Source organism: Bradyrhizobium cytisi, from assembly GCF_008123515.1.
In the GTDB taxonomy this organism is placed as follows: Bacteria; Pseudomonadota; Alphaproteobacteria; order Rhizobiales; family Xanthobacteraceae; genus Bradyrhizobium; species Bradyrhizobium cytisi.
Window position 1 is genome coordinate 15,452 of record NZ_VSSR01000021.1, and the last position, 15,972, is coordinate 31,423.

Here is a 15,972-nt window from a genome sequence, read left to right on the forward strand (position 1 = left end):
ATGTAAATGAAAGCTCGTTTCGGAGCCCGGCTGTGACGATAATTTTCTTTACGACCGATCGGAGGTAGCGCAGATCTTTGCGGGGTGTAATCCACGGAAGTGCAATGCATGATCTTCGATGAGGATGGTCACGCCGAAAGGCCAATCCGGAAACGAATCTCTCTTTGATCGAATCGAGTTCCGCCATCAACTCGGGGAAAAGAGGCGCGCCCGTTTCGTCGAAGAGAGGCCACCAAGCTTCTTCTCCATTCTTCGGGTGTACAATCCTCACGCTGTCTGGTCGCTCCTCTGGCCGATACCCTCGGAGGCCTCGGCTGCTCGGCCGCCAGTCCAAGATCCCAATGACGCGCCAAGCGCCGTTCTCCCTGGCTGCCGCCGCAACGAAATCGCAATGAATTGGACGAAACGAGCGTGAACAAAACGGGTCGAAAAGGCCATCCAGATCAAGAAAAATCAACGACTTAGAAGTTGTTCACTGCGTTCGGGACGCAGGCATCCCTCAGTCAGATCGCAACTTGGACCGAATGTCGGTATCGGTGGTTGCGCCTCCTGGATTTGAGCTACAATGCGAGCTGGGTGTAGTTCCGAAGAGACACTGTGCTGTGCCGACGAAAGCGGGCATCGAAAATGCGCGTCTTCGATTTTGGGCGGCGGAGGTCGCTTTCACCTGACCGGCAGCCCAGGGCTTCGATATTCGTCTAAGCGTAGAGCTGCGGTCGTCCTGAGGCTCACGCACCGCCCTATGGATAAGATTGGATGAGGTATCGTAGCTTGGGCTGGTATGGGAAAGGCGGTTAGCGCTCCAGGGATTCGAACCCCGACGATCCAGCGGCACACTATCTCTTGGCATCTTAGAATGCGCAACGCTCCAGTAGCATGGACAAGGCTACCCCGCGTTCGCCTTCCACCCCGCCGCCTGGATGCCCGCCACGGCACACGCCTCGTCATTGTCCGACGTGTCGCCGGAGACGCCGACGGCGCCGAGAAGGGTCGTGCCGTCCATGATCAGCACGCCGCCGGGGACCGGCACCAACGCGCCTTTTGCAATCGTGTTCACGGCGTCGATGAAATAGGCCTGCTCCTGTGCCCGCTGGTACAAAGCGCGCGAACCCATGCCCATGGCGAGCGCGCCAAAGGCTTTGCCGTGGGCGATCTCGGCGCGCATCAGGCTGGTGCCGTCCTGCGCGGCTGCGAGCTTGAGCACGCCGCGGGCGTCGAGGACGGTGACGACGAGCGGCTTGAGCTTCAGCTCGGCCGCCTTCGCCAATGCGGCGTCGAGTATCTTGCGGGCGGTGTCGAGCGTGAGGTCAGCCATAACTGGGTTCCTTTGCAATAGGAGTGGAATTGGTCTCGGCGCGATCGAGGCTCATCGCCAGCACGCGGGCGACGTGAAGCGCCTCGCGCTGCGCGCCGTCGTGGATCTGGTGGCGGCAGGAGGTGCCGTCGGCGACGACCAGCGTGCTCTGGTCTGCGCGGCGCACCGCCGGCAGCAGCGACAGCTCGGCCATCTCGATCGAGGCATCATAGGTGTCCGCGCCGTAGCCGAAGGCGCCCGCCATGCCGCAGCAGCTCGACTCGATGGTCTCGACCTCAAGGCCGGGGACGAGCCGCAGCACCTGCTCGACCGGCTTGAAGGCGCCGAAGGATTTTTGATGGCAATGGCCGTGGACGACGGCCTTATCAGTGACGGTGCCGAGCGGCAGTTGCAGCCGGCCGGCTTCCGCCTCGCGCACCAGAAACTCCTCGAAGGTCAGCGCGTGGGCGCCGACAGCCTTGGCGTCATCGTCCTTGCGCAGCGAGGCGAGCTCGTCGCGGAGCGTCAGCAGGCAGCTCGGCTCGAGGCCTATGATCGGCACCCCGCGCGTGGCAAAGGGCGCGAAGGCGGCGACGAGACGATCGAGCTCGGACCCGGCTTCATCGACCAGCCCGGCGGACAGGAACGTGCGACCGCAGCAGAGCGGGCGGCTGCCGCTGGCGGGCTTCGGCATATGCACGCGATAGCCGCCAGCGGCGAGCACGCGCAACGCGGCCTCGAGATTTTCGCGCTCGTAGATGCGATTAAAAGTGTCGGCGAACAGAACGACTTCGCGGCCGGCCTCCGGACCGACGCTGTCGGCCGGCGCCACGAACACATCGCTACGGAAGGCGGGCAGGCGCGGCGCGCGCTGATGCCGGCGAAGCGCTCGAACAGCTTTCGCAGCAGCGGGCTTCGGTTGCGCAAGTTCGCCAGCGGCGCAAAGCGCGACGCGAGGCCGGCGTAGCGCGGGAGATAGCCGACCAGCCGATCGCGCAGCGTCAGACCGTGCGAGGCCGCGCGCGCGGCCAGCACCTCGATCTTCATCTTGGCCATGTCGACCCCGGTCGGACATTCGTGGCGGCAGGCCTTGCAGGAGACGCAGAGTTTCAGGGTCTCCATCATTTCGTCGGAGGACAACGCGTCGGGGCCAAGTTGGCCGGAGATCGCGAGCCGCACGGTGTTGGCACGGCCTCGCGTGACATCCTTCTCGTTGCGTGTGGCGCGATAGGACGGGCACATCACGCCGCCCTCGAGCTTGCGGCAGGCCCCGTTGTTGTTGCACATCTCGACCGCGCCCTGGAAGCCGCCGCCGGCGCCGGGATAGGCGGACCAGTCGAGCTTTGTCCTGATGTCCGCGACGCGATAGTCCGGCTTGAAGCGGAACAGCGAGCGGTCGTCCATCCTGGGCGCATCGACGATCTTGCCGGGATTGAGCGTACCGTCGGGATCGAAGCGGTGCTTCACCTCCCTGAAGTCGGCGACGAGGCGCTCGCCGAACATGGTCTCGTGGAATTCGGAGCGGACCAGGCCGTCGCCATGCTCGCCGGAATGCGAGCCCTTGTATTCGCGCACCAGCGCAAAAGCCTCTTCGGCGATGGCGCGCATCGCCCTGACGTCCTTCTCCAGCTTCAAATTTAACACGGGCCGCACATGCAGGCAGCCTTCGGAGGCGTGCGCGTACATCGTGCCGCTGGTGCCGTGCCGGGCAAACACCTCGTTCAGCTGCGCCGTGTAGTCGGCGAGATGCGGCAGCGGCACGGCACAGTCCTCGACGAAGGAGACCGGCTTGCCCTCCTGCTTCATCGACATCATGACGTTGAGGCCGGCGGCGCGGAAATCGGCGATGCCGCTCTGCAGGGCGGGCTCGGTGATCTCGACCACGCCGCCCCATTTGCGCGTGTCCTTATTCCAGCCGAAGCCGAGATCGCCCATCAGCTCGCCGAGCTGCTTGAGGCGCAATAGATTGTCGGCCTGGTCCTCCTCGGCGAACTCGACCACCAGTACGGCGTCCGGATCGCCCTTGATCGCCGCATTGATGATCGGCTTGAACATCGCGATGTCGCGGCCGAGCGCGATCATGGTGCGGTCGACCAACTCAACCGCGATCGGCTTCAGCTTGACCAGGTGCTGGGCCGCGTCCATCGCCGCGTAAAAACTGCCGAAATGGCAGACGCCCAGCGCCTTGTTGCGGATGACAGGCCACAGCTTCAACTCGACCTTGGTGGTGAAGGCGAGCGTGCCTTCGGAGCCGACCAGGAGATGCGCCATGTTGTTGCGCGCATTGCGCGGGATGAGCGCATCGAGATTGTAGCCGCCGACGCGGCGCTGAACTTTTGGGAAGCGCGCCGCGATCTCGTCGGCCTCGCGCGAGCCCAGATCGAGCATGTCGCGGAACAGGGCGCGCATGCTGCCGCTGGCGTCGAGATCGGAGAGATCGCGCGAGACCTCGCCGAAGCGGCTCAGCGTGCCGTCGGCGAGCGAGGCCTCCAGCGACAGCGTGTTGTCGCGCATGGTACCGTAGCGAAGCGAGCGGCCGCCGCAGGAATTGTTGCCGGCCATGCCGCCGATGGTGGCGCGGGACGCCGTCGAGACGTCGACCGGAAACCACAGGCCATGCTTTTTGAGCTGCCGGTTGAGGTCGTCGAGCACGATGCCGGGCTCGACCACGCAGGTCCGGCCCTCGACGTCGAGCGACAGGATGCGGTTGAGGTGTTTTGAGAGATCGACGACGAGGCCATCGTTGACGGTCTGGCCGCATTGCGAGGTGCCGCCACCGCGCGGGGTGACCTTCACGCCCTCGTCGCGGGCGATCGCCAGGGCCCGCAGCGCCTCGTCCATGGTCTTGGGGACCACGACGCCGGACGGCACGATCTGATAGAACGAGGCGTCAGTAGCGTAGCGGCCGCGGCTGAAGCGATCGAACAGGACGTCGCCGGTCATGTCCGCGCGCAGGCGCCGTTCGAGCGAGGAGGCGTTGGTCATCCCTGGTCCCGGATTGATCCTACAAGGCCCCGGCCCCGTCGGATTATTCATTCTTGTTTCTGACCGATTATATTATGAATTCAAAATGAGCAAGCCGGCTACCCCTTAGGGTGCCGCCGGTGCGTCGTCTTCGGATTCGGCCAGGTGCTCGATCGCGGCCGTCCGCTTGTTGCGCAGGTGCTGGAACAGGATGTCGCTGAGCTCGCTCGCGGCGCGGCGGCGCAGTGCGTCCAGGATCGCCTCGTGCTCGCGCATCGCCTCCGCCCAGCGCTGCCGCTTGCGGGCGAAATTGGCGGAGTAACGGACCCGGCGGATTCGTCCGGCAAAGTTGGCGTAGGCGGTCTTCAGCGTCTCGTTGCGCGCGGCCGCGACGATGCTCTCGTGGATGCGCTGGTTGGCCTGGAAATAGCCGTGCATGTCGCGATGCAGATAGTGGCCGTACATCTCGTAATGCAGCTGCTCGATCGCGCTGATCTCTTCGTCCGTAATGGCCTCGCAGGCGAGGCGCCCGGCGAGGCTCTCCAGTCCCGCCATGACGTCGAACAGCTCTTCCAGGTCGCGCTGGCTGAGCTGGCGGATGCGGGCGCCGCGATTGGGTAGCAGCTCGATCAGGCCCTCGGCCGCGAGCACCTTTAATGCCTCGCGCAGGGGCGTGCGGGAGATGCCGAACATCTCGCAGAGCTGGCGCTCGGGAACGCGGGCACCGTCGGGAATGTTGCCTTCCACGACGTAGTCGCGCAGCCGCAGCAGGATCTCGCCATGGAGCGAGGCCTCGTGACGGTTTTCTTGGCGGTCGCCGCCATTTGTGGCGGGCGGGGTGATCGGAACCCCGGTGTCGGGAATCGTGGATTTCATTTGCAGCACAGTAGTTTGCCCGTTGGGTCGCGTCGACGGCCGCAATCGAATACCAAATTTCGATTGAAATGACAAAAAATGAATGCAAAATGGCCAACAGAGCCGGCCAGAATCCGCCGCCAGGGAGGTTTTCATGCATCAGGGACGCCATTTCCTTCAAATTCCGGGCCCGAGCCCGGTCCCCGAGCGCGTTCTTCGCGCCATGGACATGCCTGTCATCGACCACCGGAGCGCGGAATTCGGCGAGCTCGGCCGCACCGTGCTCGAAGGCAGCCAAAAGATTTTCCAAACCGCGGGCCCCGTCGTGATCTTCCCTTCCTCGGGGACCGGCGCCTGGGAGGCCGCGATCGTCAACACGCTGTCGCCGGGCGACAAGGTGCTGATGGTCGAGACCGGCCATTTCGCCACGCTGTGGCGGCAGATGGCGGGCCGCTTCGGCATCGAGGTCGATTTCGTGCCCGGCGACTGGCGCCGCGGCGCCGATCCGGCCGTGATCGAAGCCAAACTCACCGAGGACAAGGCGCGCGCGATCAAGGCAGTGATGGTCGTACACAACGAGACCTCGACCGGTGCGACCAGCCGCATCGCCGAGATCCGTGCCGCGATCGACCGCACGGGCCATCCGGCGCTGCTCATGGTCGACACCATCTCCTCGCTCGGCTCGGTCGACTACCGCCACGACGAGTGGAAGGTCGATGTCAGCGTCAGCTGCTCGCAGAAGGGGTTCATGCTGCCGCCCGGCCTTGGCTTCAACGCGATCTCGGAGAAGGCCCGTGCGGCTGCGAAGACCAACAAGATGCCGCGCTCCTATTTCGACTGGGAGGAGATGCTCAAGCCGAACGCCAACGGCTTCTTCCCCTACACGCCCGCGACCAACCTGCTTTACGGCCTGCGCGAGGCGATCGCGATGCTGCTCGAAGAGGGGCTCGACAACGTGTTCGCGCGTCATCAGCGGCTCGCCGCCGCAACGCGCGCCGCCGTCAATCATTGGGGGCTCGAAGTGCTGTGCCAGGAGCCAGCCGAATTCTCGCCGGTGCTGACCGCGGTGCTGATGCCGCCCGGCCATGACGCCGACCAGCTCCGCAAGATCGTGCTCGAGAGTTACAACATGTCGCTCGGCTCGGGCCTGTCGAAGGTTGCCGGAAAGGTCTTCCGCATCGGTCATCTCGGTGAATGCAATGCGCTGACGCTGCTCGGCGCGCTCACCGGCGTGGAGATGGGCCTGTCGGTTGCCGGCGTGCCGCACCGCTCCGGCGGCGTCGACGTCGCGATGAAGCTCCTGGAGCAGCGCCCGCAGGGCAATGCATCGCCGCATCTGAAAGTGGTCGGCACCTAATTGCGCAGGGACACGCAAAGCCAATCATAAAAAGCGATCAGGAGGGGTGGAGATGGGAATTCGGTTCAAGGCCACGCACGTCGTGCTGGCGATGCTCTGCGCGATGTATTTCATCACCTATGTCGACCGGGTGAACATCGGCACCGCGGCGAGCGAGATCCAGAAGGAGCTCGCTCTCTCCAATACGCAGCTCGGCCTGGTCTTCTCCGCCTTCGCCTATCCTTATCTCTTGTTTCAAGTGATCGGCGGCTGGGTCGGTGACCGTTTCGGGCCGCGCAAGACGCTGTTCTGGTGCGGCATGATCTGGGCGGTTGCCACCATCTCGACCGGCTTCGTCAACGGACTTGCCGCACTGTTCGTCGCGCGCTTCGCGCTCGGCTTCGGCGAGGGCGCGACGTTCCCGACCGCGACGCGCGCGATGCAGTACTGGACACCGGCAAACCGCCGTGGATTTGCGCAAGGCCTGACCCATTCCTTCGCCCGGCTCGGCAATGCCGTGACGCCGCCGGTGGTGGCGCTCCTGATCCTGTGGCTGACCTGGCGCGGCGCGTTCGTCGTGCTCGGCTTCGTCAGCCTCGTCTGGGGCGTGATCTGGGTCTGGTACTTCCGCAACGAGCCGAAAGACCACGCTGCCATCACGGAAGCAGAGCTCGCCGCACTGCCGCCGCGCCCGACCGGCGAGCGTCCGCGCGTGCCCTGGGGCCCGCTGTTGGGGCGGATGTGGCCGGTGACGCTGACCTATTTCTGCTACGGCTGGTGCCTGTGGCTCTATCTCAACTGGCTGCCGCTGTTCTTCAAGAACAACTACAATCTCGACATCAAGAACTCGGCGTTGTTCGCCTCCGGCGTCTTCTTCGCCGGTGTGATCGGCGACAGCGTCGGCGGCGTGATCTCGGACAAGATCCTCGACCGCACCGGCAATGTCCGGCTGGCGCGGCTCAGCGTCACCGTCACGGGATTTGCGGGGGCGCTGCTCTCGCTGTTCCCCATCCTGTTCGTCCACGACATCACGATCGTGGCGCTGTGCCTGTCGGCCGGCTTCTTCTGCGCCGAGCTCGTGATCGGCCCGATGTGGTCGATCCCGATGGACATTGCCCCAAAATATTCGGGGACCGCGTCGGGACTCATGAACACCGGCTCAGCCTTTGCAGCCATCGTCCCCCGCTGGTCGCCGGCTTCGTGATCGATGCGACCGGAAACTGGTACCTGCCGTTCCTGATGTCGATGGGGCTGCTGCTGCTCGGCGGCCTCTCGGCCTTCCTGATGCACCCGGAACGCCCGTTTACTGAGGCCGAGGGGCGCCTGCCGTCCGGCAAGGTGGTGGCCGCGGAGTAGGAGCGGCGGAGGGTCCCCGGTTACGCATGGGAGTCGCCCTTTGGAGAGGGGACAAGCCGGTCAAATGGTGCTATTCGGCGGCCATCAAAACAAGGCTAGACCGGGAAGGACGCCTATGACCGTGCATACTGGAAGGCATTTTCTCCAGATTCCAGGACCGACCAACGTGCCCGACCGCGTGCTGCGGGCGATGGACATGCCGACGCTGGACCATCGCGGTGCGGAGTTTGCCGAGCTTGGTTTTGCCGCGCTTGCGGCGATGCAGCGCGTGTTCCGCACCAAGCAGCCCGTGATCATCTTCCCCTCGTCCGGCACCGGCGCCTGGGAAGCGGCGATGGTGAACGTGCTCGCGCCCAGCGACAAGGTTTTGATGTGCGAGACCGGCCAGTTCGCCGTGTTGTGGCGCGGCATCGCCGACAAGTTCAAGCTCGACGTCGACTTCATCCCGAGCGACTGGCGCCGCGGCGCCGACCTCGCCGAGATCGAGAAGCGCCTCGTCGCCGACAAGCAGCACGCGATCAAGGCGGTCTGCGTCGTCCACAACGAGACCTCGACCGGCTGCGTGACGCCGCCGCTCGAAGTGCGCAAGCTGCTCGACCGCACAAAACATCCGGCGCTGCTGATGGTCGACACCATCTCCGGCCTCGGCTCGATGGAATACGAGCACGATGCCTGGGGCATCGACGTCTCGGTCGCCGGCTCGCAGAAGGGCCTGATGCTGCCGCCCGGTCTCGGCTTCAACGCCGTCTCGGAGAAGGCGCTCAACGTCGCCAAAGCCAATCCCGGCATGCGCTCCTATTGGGACTGGCAGGAAGTGATCTCCTTCAATAAGCTCGGCACCTTCCCCTACACGCCTGCGACCAATCTGCTCTATGGCCTGCGCGAAGCGGTCAAGATGCTGGAAGAGGAGGGGCTGGAGAACGTCTGGTCCCGCCACAAGCGTCACAGCGCGGCGACGCGCGCGGCGGCCAAGGTCTGGGGTCTCGAGACGCAGTGCGCCGATCCCGCCGCGCATTCGCCGGCGCTGACCGGCGTGCGCGTGCCTGACGGCCACGACGCTGACGCCTTCCGCAAGGTGGTGCTGGAAAACTTCGACATGTCGCTCGGCACCGGCCTGAACAAGGTCAAGGGCAAGGTGTTCCGCATCGGCCATATCGGCCATTTCAACGATCTGATGCTGATGGGCACGCTCGCCGGCGTCGAGATGGGCCTGGATCTTGCAAAGATTCCGCACCGGAGCGGCGGCGTGCTGGCGGCCATGGACGTCCTGAAGGGACGCGACGCGGTGCCGATGGCCAAAGCTCAGGTGGCCTGAACTAACTTGGAAAGTGAGCGCGCGATGAACGCACCGACGACTGCTAACGAAGACCTGCTCTACTCCGTCACGGACGGCATCGCGCGGATCACCTTCAACCGCCCGCAGGCGCGCAACGCCATGACCTTCGCCATGTATGACCGCATGGCGGAGATCTGCCAGGAGATCAAGGCCGACCGCTCGATCAAGGCGCTGATCCTCACCGGCGCCGGCGACAAGGCGTTTGCCTCCGGCACGGACATCTCGCAATTCCGCGCGTTCAAGACGGCGCAGGATGCGCTCGACTACGAGGCGCGGATCGACCGCGTGCTCGGGACGCTCGAGCAGTGCCGCGTGCCCGTGATCGCGGCCATTGCGGGGGCCTGCACCGGTGGCGGCGCCGGCATCGCCGCCTGCTGCGATCTCCGGATCGGCACCGAGACGACGCGCATGGGTTTCCCGATCGCGCGCACGCTCGGCAACTGCCTGTCGATGTCCAATATCAGCCGCGTCGTTTCGCTGGTGGGTCCCGCACGCACCAAGGATCTGATCTTCAGGGCGCGGCTGGTCGAGGCGCAGGAAGCGCTGTCGCTCGGGCTGCTCACCGAAATCGTCCCTGATGTCGAGACGCTGCAGCGCCGCGCCGACGAGACCGCAAAGCTCGTCGCGAGCCACGCTCCGCTGACCCTCGAAACGACCAAGGAAGCGGTGCGCCGCATCCGCCCCACGCTGTCGCGCGAACAGGGCGAGGACCTGATCCTCAAGGCCTATATGAGCGAAGATTTCCGCGAAGGCATGGACGCCTTCCTCAACAAGCGCACGCCGAACTGGAAGGGCAAGTAGGGGCAAGTAGCGCGCGCTTCGTCAGCCGAAAGTCATATGCGGCCGAATGTCCGCCTGCTTGAACTCGCGATCTTTAGTCCGCACAATGCATCGATAGATTTCCCGGCGTCACAAAGCCAATAAGAACCAGGGGACGAAACTCGTGCGAATTCCAGTGAAAGCCGTCGGAGCTGCGACGGCCTTGTTGTTGAGCGCGCCAGCCTTTGCCGGCTGGGAGCCCACCAAGCCGGTCGAGATCGTCGTGGCCGCGGGCGCGGGCGGCGCCTCCGACCAGATGGCGCGGATGATGCAGGCCGCGATCCAGAAGAACGATCTGATGAAGCAGCCGATGGTGGTCTCGCTCAAGGGCGGCGCGTCGGGTGCGGAAGCGCTGATGTACATGAAGTCCAGCGAGGGCGATCCGAACAAGGTGCTGATCGCCTATTCGCTGATCTACATGCTGCCGCTGTCGGCCAAGATCCCGTTCAACTGGCGCGAGCTGACCCCGGTCTCGGTGATCGCGCTCGACCAGTTCGTGCTGTGGGACAACAGCGCCGGCCCGAAGACGGTGAAGGAATTCGTCGACGCCGCGAAGGCGGCCGCCGTACCGTTCAAGATGGGCGGCACCGGCTCCAAGCGCGAGGATCACGTGCTGACCGTTTTCCTCGAGCAGAAGACCGGTGCGAAATTCTCCTACCTGCCCTACAAGTCCGGCGGCGAGGCCGCGACCCAGCTCGTCGGCAACCACACCGAATCCAACGTCAATAACCCTAGCGAAAATCTCGAAGTCTGGCGCGCCGGCCAGGTGCGACCGCTCTGCGTGTTCGACAAGGAGCGCATCGCCTACACCAGCAAGGTGACCGACACGCAGTCCTGGGCCGACATCCCGACCTGCAAGGAGGAGGGCATCGACGTCCAGTATCTGATGCTGCGCGCGATGTTCCTGCCCGGCAAGGTCACGCCGGAGCAGCAGGCGTTCTATGTCGAGCTGTTCCACAAGGTGACGCAGACCGTCGAATACAAGGACTACATGGAAAAGCAGGCATTGAAGCCGATCTTCCTCACCGGCAAGGACATGATGCAATTCCTCGAGGAGGACGACGCCACCAACAAGTCACTGATGATGGAAGCCGGATTCGTCGCGAAGTAACTTTCCCTTTTCTCCCTCTTCCCGTTCTTGCGGAGAGAGCGAGAATTGACCGCACTCCGTCCTTAAGAGAGCATGTCCCAAACCGATCTTGAAATCGTCGTCGACGATCCGACCGCGCCTGAGGAAAACTCGCCTTCCGTCACGAGCTCGGGCACGGTCGAAATTATCGTCTGCCTGCTGCTGCTCGCGCTGGCCGCAATCCTCGGCTACGACAATTGGCGGACCGGGGCATCCTGGGATTCGACCGGGCCTGAGCCCGGCTATTTCCCGTTCTATCTCTGCCTCGTCCTCGGCGGCGGCAGCCTCTATGGCCTGATCGCCGCGCTCCTCGCGCGCCGCGGGGCCGCCGAAACCTTCGTCACGCGCGCGCAGGCGCGCCGGGTGATGGCGGTGTTCGTGCCGACGCTGCTGTTCTGCCTGGTAACGCAGTTCCTCGGTCTCTACGTCGCGAGCTTCCTGCTGATCGCGGGCTTTATGCGGGCGATCGGCAAGATCGCGCTGTGGAAGTCGCTGGTCACCGCCTTCCTGTTCACGGCGATCATGTTCGTCACCTTCGACATCGCCTTCGACGTCATCATGCCGAAGGGCCCGCTCGAAGCGGCCTTCGGCTACTAGGCGGACCCGCGATGGAAGCTTTCGGTCTCCTGCTCCACGGCTTCGCCGTCCTGCTCACGTGGAAGACGCTCGTGCTGATGATGGTCGGGCTCGTGCTCGGCATCTTCGTCGGCGTGCTGCCGGGCCTCGGCGGCCCCAACGGCGTTGCGATCCTGCTGCCGCTCACCTTCACGATGGATCCGACCTCGGCGATCGTGATGCTGTCCTGCATCTACTGGGGCGCGCTGTTCGGCGGCGCGATCACCTCGATCCTGTTCAACATCCCTGGTGAAGCCTGGTCGGTCGCCACCACCTTCGACGGCTATCCGATGGCGCAGCAGGGCAGGGCGGCGGAGGCGCTGACCGCGGCGTTCACGTCGTCCTTCATCGGCTCGCTGGTCGCGGTGCTGCTCATCACCTTCCTCGCGCCGATGATCTCATCCTTTGCGCTGAAGTTCGGCCCGCCCGAGTTCTTCGCAGTGTATCTCTTGACCTTCTGCTCCTTCGTCGGCCTCGGGCGCGAGGCCAAGCACAAGACGCTCATCTCGATGTCGCTCGGGCTGTTGCTCGCAGGCATAGGCATGGACACGGTGTCGGGCCAGCTGCGCATGACCTTCGGCTCGTCCGAGCTCTTGCGCGGCATCAACTTTCTCGTGGCCGTCATCGGCCTGTTCGGCATCAGCGAGATCCTGCTGACGATGGAGGAGCGGTTGGCGCTGCGTGGCCACGCGGCCAGCATTTCGCTGCGCGTGGTGCTGAGCGTGTGGAAGGACCTGCCGAAATACTGGGTGACGCTGTTGCGCTCCTCCTTCATCGGTTGCTGGCTCGGCATCACCCCGGGCGGCGCGATTGCGGCGTCCTTCATGGGCTATAATCTCGCCAAGCGTTTCTCCAAGGATCCCGAGAGCTTTGGCAAGGGCCGCATCGAGGGCGTGTTCGCGCCGGAGACGGCAGCGCATGCCTCCGGCACCTCGGCGCTGCTGCCGATGCTGGCGCTTGGCATTCCCGGGTCCGGCACCGCTGCGATCCTGCTCGGCGGGTTGATGGTGTGGGGGCTCAATCCCGGACCGCTGCTGTTCGTCGAGCACAAGGATTTCGTCTGGGGCCTGATCGCCTCGATGTATCTCGGCAATGTCGTCGGTCTCGTGCTGGTTCTGACCACGGTGCCGATCTTCGCCTCGATCCTACGTGTGCCGTTCGCGGCGGTGGCGCCGATGATCGTGGCGTCCTGCGCGATCGGCGCCTATGCGATCCAGAATGCGATGTTCGACATCTGGCTGATGCTCGGCTTCGGTGTCGTCGGCTACGTCTTCAAGAAGATCGGCATTCCCTTGGCGCCGTTCACACTGGCACTCGTGCTCGGTAGCCGCGCCGAGGACGCCTTCCGCCTGTCGATGATCGGCTCGGGCGGCGAGCTCAAAGTGTTTTGGTCGAACGGATTGGTCGGCTCGATCACGACGCTGGCGATCGTGTTGCTGTTCTGGCCGGCGATCGATGGGCTGCTCGCCCGCATCGGATGGATGCAGCGGAGCAGGACGATATCGCGCTAGGCCTGCGGGACAATGTTCTTTGATATCAATTATATATCGTTCGACTTGAATGGCGCCGTCGCGGGCGGCCAGGCCGCTACAACTGGCAGAGTTCGCACTGGGTGTTCGATATCGCGCCGATCACCGCGTTGACTGACCATCAGCAAAAATCGATGCAGAATTCCGGCGCGGATTTTTGCAGTATAATTATACCCCTTCTTCGATTGACCCACGGTGAAATCTGCCCGCGGGGCAACGCAAGGAATTGTGTGTGGCGGGGCCGAATGTGGCCCCTACGACCGCGGCGTTTCAATGCCCATCGTAGGGCGTCGGGTCGTCGTGCATTTCCCTGATCATGGTTTGCCAGTCGGATGCACGGAATCCGGTTCGCTTGGCGAAGTTGCTGCCGTCAAGCCTGCGATCGCAGAAAAACTTTTCGTCGCGCTCGAGGGCCACGCCGAGCCCGTATTGAGCGTTCACGATCTGCAAAAGCTCGTATTTGCTGATCGGCTCCGAGGCAACATGCCAGACGCCATCGACGTCCGGATGCTCTGTAATCAATTTGCCGACCAGATCCGACATGGCGTTGGTCGTAAGACCGGTATAGCGAGCGCCGGCGAATCCCTTCGCGTGCCCGCCGCGTTGCGACAGGAACCATTCGATCAGACTGGAGCGTCCGCGCAGTTCCCTGCCGACGATGGACGACCGAATGGTCAGGCAGTCTGGCCCCGAAACTTCGCCCAGCAGCTTGCTGCGTCCGTACAGATCCTCGGCATCGGTAGGCGAGTTTTCCGCGAATGGACCCTTCCGGCCAGCGAACACGCAATCGGTGCTGAACTGGATCAGGCGGGCGCCTCGCTTCCTGCAAAGTGCTGCGGCTCTGTGCGGAAGCATCGCGTTGGTCGCGATCGATGTAATGGCGTCCTTGGCCAGATCAATCTGCTTGATGACGCCGACCGCATTGATCACGACATCAGGATTTGCCGCCTCGATCGCGGCCTGGAGCGCCGTGTCCTGCAGAACATCTACATTCGGCTGGATCTGGTGTGCGCCAGCCAGGGCCAATCGGGCCGCGGGCGTATCGGGAATCGAAGACGAACGGATCGTTCCGGAAACCTGCAAGCCCTGCGCCGCCAGCCTGTGGACAAGCTTGTGCCCAAGCATACCCGTCGCCCCGAGCACGAGCACGTGCGGGGCGCGGCGAGCCGTGCGTGGATCAGGCGGCAATTCCGACGACATTCTTCATTTCCACTCACGATTGACGTGGCCGAATATCTCAGCGGATGGCATCTATCTCACCGGTCTGTCAAGAAAATCCGGACTTCATGGCAAACGCAGGCAGGATTTTTCATGACCAATCACACCAGGTTTTCACCTCCTCATCCGCAACGGGCAGCTTCCGAGACACCAGTTCCCGCCGATTGCGCGCAGGCTCCGCGAGGGGCCCGCGCCTTTTTGCGGGTTGGCCGCGCAGACGCCTACACCACCTTGGCCTGTCTTAGCTTCGCGATTTCCTCGGCATTGAAGCCGAACTCGGTGAGCACCTCGTCAGTCTGCTCGCCGAATTCCGGCGGCCGCGCCGCCATCTTGCTCGGCGTGCGCGACAGCGTGACGGGCTGGCCGACCAGGCGGATCTGGCGGTCTTCTTCGTTCGGCACGTTCTGGGCGATGCCGAGATGCCTGACCTGGGCGTCCTCGAACACCTGGTCGATGGCGTAGATCGGCCCGCAGGGCACACCGGCCTCGTTGAATTCGCGTACCCAGGTCTCGGTCGACTTCGTCAATGTGCGCTTCTCGATCTCGGCGTTGAGCGCATCGCGGTTCTTGGAACGGGCGGGGGCCGTCGCATAATCGGGATGGCTGTAGAGTTCCGGCGCGCCGATCGCCTGCGCACAGCGCTCCCAGATCCGCCCGCCCGTCGTGGCGATGTTGATGTAGCCGTCCGTGGTCTTGAACACGCCGGTCGGGATGCTGGTCGGATGGTTGTTGCCGGCCTGCCTGGCAACTTCCTTCTCCATCAGCCAGCGCGCGGCTTGGAAGTCCAGCATAAAGATCTGGGCCTGGAGCAGCGACGTCTGCACCCACTGGCCCGTGCCGGAAACCTCGCGCTCGAGCAGCGCGGTGAGGATGCCCATGGCGCAGAACAGGCCGGCGGTGAGGTCGGCAACGGGAATGCCGACCCGCATCGGGCCTTCGCCCGGCGCGCCGGTGATCGACATCAGCCCGCCCATGCCCTGCGCGATCTGATCGAAGCCCGGCCGCTTGTGATAGGGGCCGTCCTGGCCGAAGCCGGAAATGCTGCCATAGACGATGCGCGGGTTGATCTCGCGCAGGCTCTCGTAATCGATGCCGAGCTTCTTCTTCACGTCGGGCCGGAAATTCTCGACCACGACGTCGGCCTTGGCGGCGAGACGCGTGAACACGGCGAGGCCGCGCTCGTCCTTCAGGTTCAGCGTCACCGCCCGCTTGTTGCGGTGCAAATTCTGGAAGTCGGCCCCTTGCCTCGGCCCGCCCGGCTGCTCGCCGCCGGCATCCTCGGTGAGCGCGTCGATCTTGATGACATTGGCGCCCCAGTCCGCCAGCTGTCGCACGCAGGTGGGGCCGGACCGCACGCGGGTCAGATCGAGCACGGTGAAACGCGACAGAGCCTGGGAGGCATGCGGGACTGGCATTTTCGGGAGTCTCCGGGGAGGGGCTGGCGGTACTGCAATCTTTTGATCGAGCAAATCTAGCAGAAGTTCAATGGCGTCCCCGCGGGAGACGCTGGCAAGGCTGCCC

Annotated in this window: 10 protein-coding genes and 2 pseudogenes; 7 read left to right on the forward strand and 5 right to left on the reverse strand. The window is 64.1% G+C overall.

Going from position 1 to position 15,972, the window contains the following annotated elements:
* Positions 1–886: 886 nt before the first annotated feature.
* The 3 genes and pseudogenes from FXB38_RS12685 to FXB38_RS12695 all read right to left on the reverse strand — a co-directional run bounded on the left by FXB38_RS12685 (position 887) and on the right by FXB38_RS12695 (position 5,134).
* Complete coding sequence (locus FXB38_RS12685) at positions 887–1,315, reverse strand: GlcG/HbpS family heme-binding protein (protein WP_148751194.1); 429 nt, start codon at positions 1,313–1,315, stop codon at positions 887–889.
* Positions 1,308–4,279, reverse strand: a pseudogene (locus FXB38_RS12690) (FAD-binding and (Fe-S)-binding domain-containing protein). The gene FXB38_RS12685 and the pseudogene FXB38_RS12690 overlap by 8 nt, the downstream one beginning before the upstream one ends.
* 105 nt (positions 4,280–4,384) lie before the next feature.
* Complete coding sequence (locus FXB38_RS12695) at positions 4,385–5,134, reverse strand: GntR family transcriptional regulator (RefSeq protein WP_187434837.1); 750 nt, start codon at positions 5,132–5,134, stop codon at positions 4,385–4,387.
* Between the two features lie 133 nt (positions 5,135–5,267).
* Here FXB38_RS12695 and FXB38_RS12700 point away from each other — a divergent pair, with 133 nt between their 5' ends.
* From FXB38_RS12700 to FXB38_RS12730, 7 genes and pseudogenes are all read left to right on the forward strand, one after another.
* The gene (locus FXB38_RS12700) at positions 5,268–6,470 is read left to right on the forward strand and encodes a pyridoxal-phosphate-dependent aminotransferase family protein (protein WP_354083169.1); all 1,203 of its coding nucleotides are present in this window, start codon (positions 5,268–5,270) and stop codon (positions 6,468–6,470) included.
* A 52-nt stretch (positions 6,471–6,522) separates the two neighbouring features.
* Positions 6,523–7,805: pseudogene (locus tag FXB38_RS12705) on the forward strand (MFS transporter).
* Between the two features lie 115 nt (positions 7,806–7,920).
* On the forward strand, positions 7,921–9,120 hold the full coding sequence (locus FXB38_RS12710) for a pyridoxal-phosphate-dependent aminotransferase family protein (RefSeq protein ID WP_148751197.1): 1,200 nt from the start codon (positions 7,921–7,923) through the stop codon (positions 9,118–9,120).
* A gap of 24 nt (positions 9,121–9,144) precedes the next feature.
* Positions 9,145–9,942, forward strand: a complete 798-nt coding sequence (locus FXB38_RS12715) for an enoyl-CoA hydratase/isomerase family protein (RefSeq protein ID WP_148751198.1) — start codon at positions 9,145–9,147, stop codon at positions 9,940–9,942.
* Positions 9,943–10,096: 154 nt separating this feature from the next.
* Complete coding sequence (locus tag FXB38_RS12720; RefSeq protein ID WP_430640170.1) at positions 10,097–11,071, forward strand: Bug family tripartite tricarboxylate transporter substrate binding protein; 975 nt, start codon at positions 10,097–10,099, stop codon at positions 11,069–11,071.
* A gap of 72 nt (positions 11,072–11,143) precedes the next feature.
* A complete protein-coding gene (locus FXB38_RS12725) occupies positions 11,144–11,686 on the forward strand; it encodes a tripartite tricarboxylate transporter TctB family protein (protein ID WP_148751200.1) in 543 nt (180 codons plus the stop codon).
* Positions 11,687–11,697: 11 nt separating this feature from the next.
* Entirely contained in the window at positions 11,698–13,215 is a 1,518-nt protein-coding gene (locus FXB38_RS12730; protein WP_148751201.1) for a tripartite tricarboxylate transporter permease, read from the forward strand.
* Between the two features lie 288 nt (positions 13,216–13,503).
* Here the strand turns inward: FXB38_RS12730 and FXB38_RS12735 are convergent, their stop codons facing one another.
* Together FXB38_RS12735 and FXB38_RS12740 are read right to left on the reverse strand one after the other, a co-directional pair.
* The gene (locus FXB38_RS12735) at positions 13,504–14,433 is read right to left on the reverse strand and encodes a dTDP-4-dehydrorhamnose reductase family protein (RefSeq protein ID WP_148751202.1); all 930 of its coding nucleotides are present in this window, start codon (positions 14,431–14,433) and stop codon (positions 13,504–13,506) included.
* A gap of 239 nt (positions 14,434–14,672) precedes the next feature.
* Positions 14,673–15,866, reverse strand: coding sequence for a CaiB/BaiF CoA transferase family protein (locus FXB38_RS12740; protein WP_148751203.1), 1,194 nt, complete (start codon positions 15,864–15,866; stop codon positions 14,673–14,675).
* Positions 15,867–15,972 lie beyond the last annotated feature (106 nt).

Bases quoted from the DNA above. Each gene is read 5' to 3' on its own strand.
- FXB38_RS12710 (WP_148751197.1), top strand. From the start codon at position 7,921: ATGACCGTGCATACTGGAAGGCATTTTCTCCAGATTCCAGGACCGACC.
- FXB38_RS12700 (WP_354083169.1), top strand. From the start codon at position 5,268: ATGCATCAGGGACGCCATTTCCTTCAAATTCCGGGCCCGAGCCCGGTC.
- FXB38_RS12715 (WP_148751198.1), top strand. From the start codon at position 9,145: ATGAACGCACCGACGACTGCTAACGAAGACCTGCTCTACTCCGTCACG.
- FXB38_RS12725 (WP_148751200.1), top strand. From the start codon at position 11,144: ATGTCCCAAACCGATCTTGAAATCGTCGTCGACGATCCGACCGCGCCT.
- FXB38_RS12735 (WP_148751202.1), bottom strand. From the start codon at position 14,433: ATGTCGTCGGAATTGCCGCCTGATCCACGCACGGCTCGCCGCGCCCCG.
- FXB38_RS12740 (WP_148751203.1), bottom strand. From the start codon at position 15,866: ATGCCAGTCCCGCATGCCTCCCAGGCTCTGTCGCGTTTCACCGTGCTC.
- FXB38_RS12730 (WP_148751201.1), top strand. From the start codon at position 11,698: ATGGAAGCTTTCGGTCTCCTGCTCCACGGCTTCGCCGTCCTGCTCACG.
- FXB38_RS12685 (WP_148751194.1), bottom strand. From the start codon at position 1,315: ATGGCTGACCTCACGCTCGACACCGCCCGCAAGATACTCGACGCCGCA.
- FXB38_RS12695 (WP_187434837.1), bottom strand. From the start codon at position 5,134: ATGAAATCCACGATTCCCGACACCGGGGTTCCGATCACCCCGCCCGCC.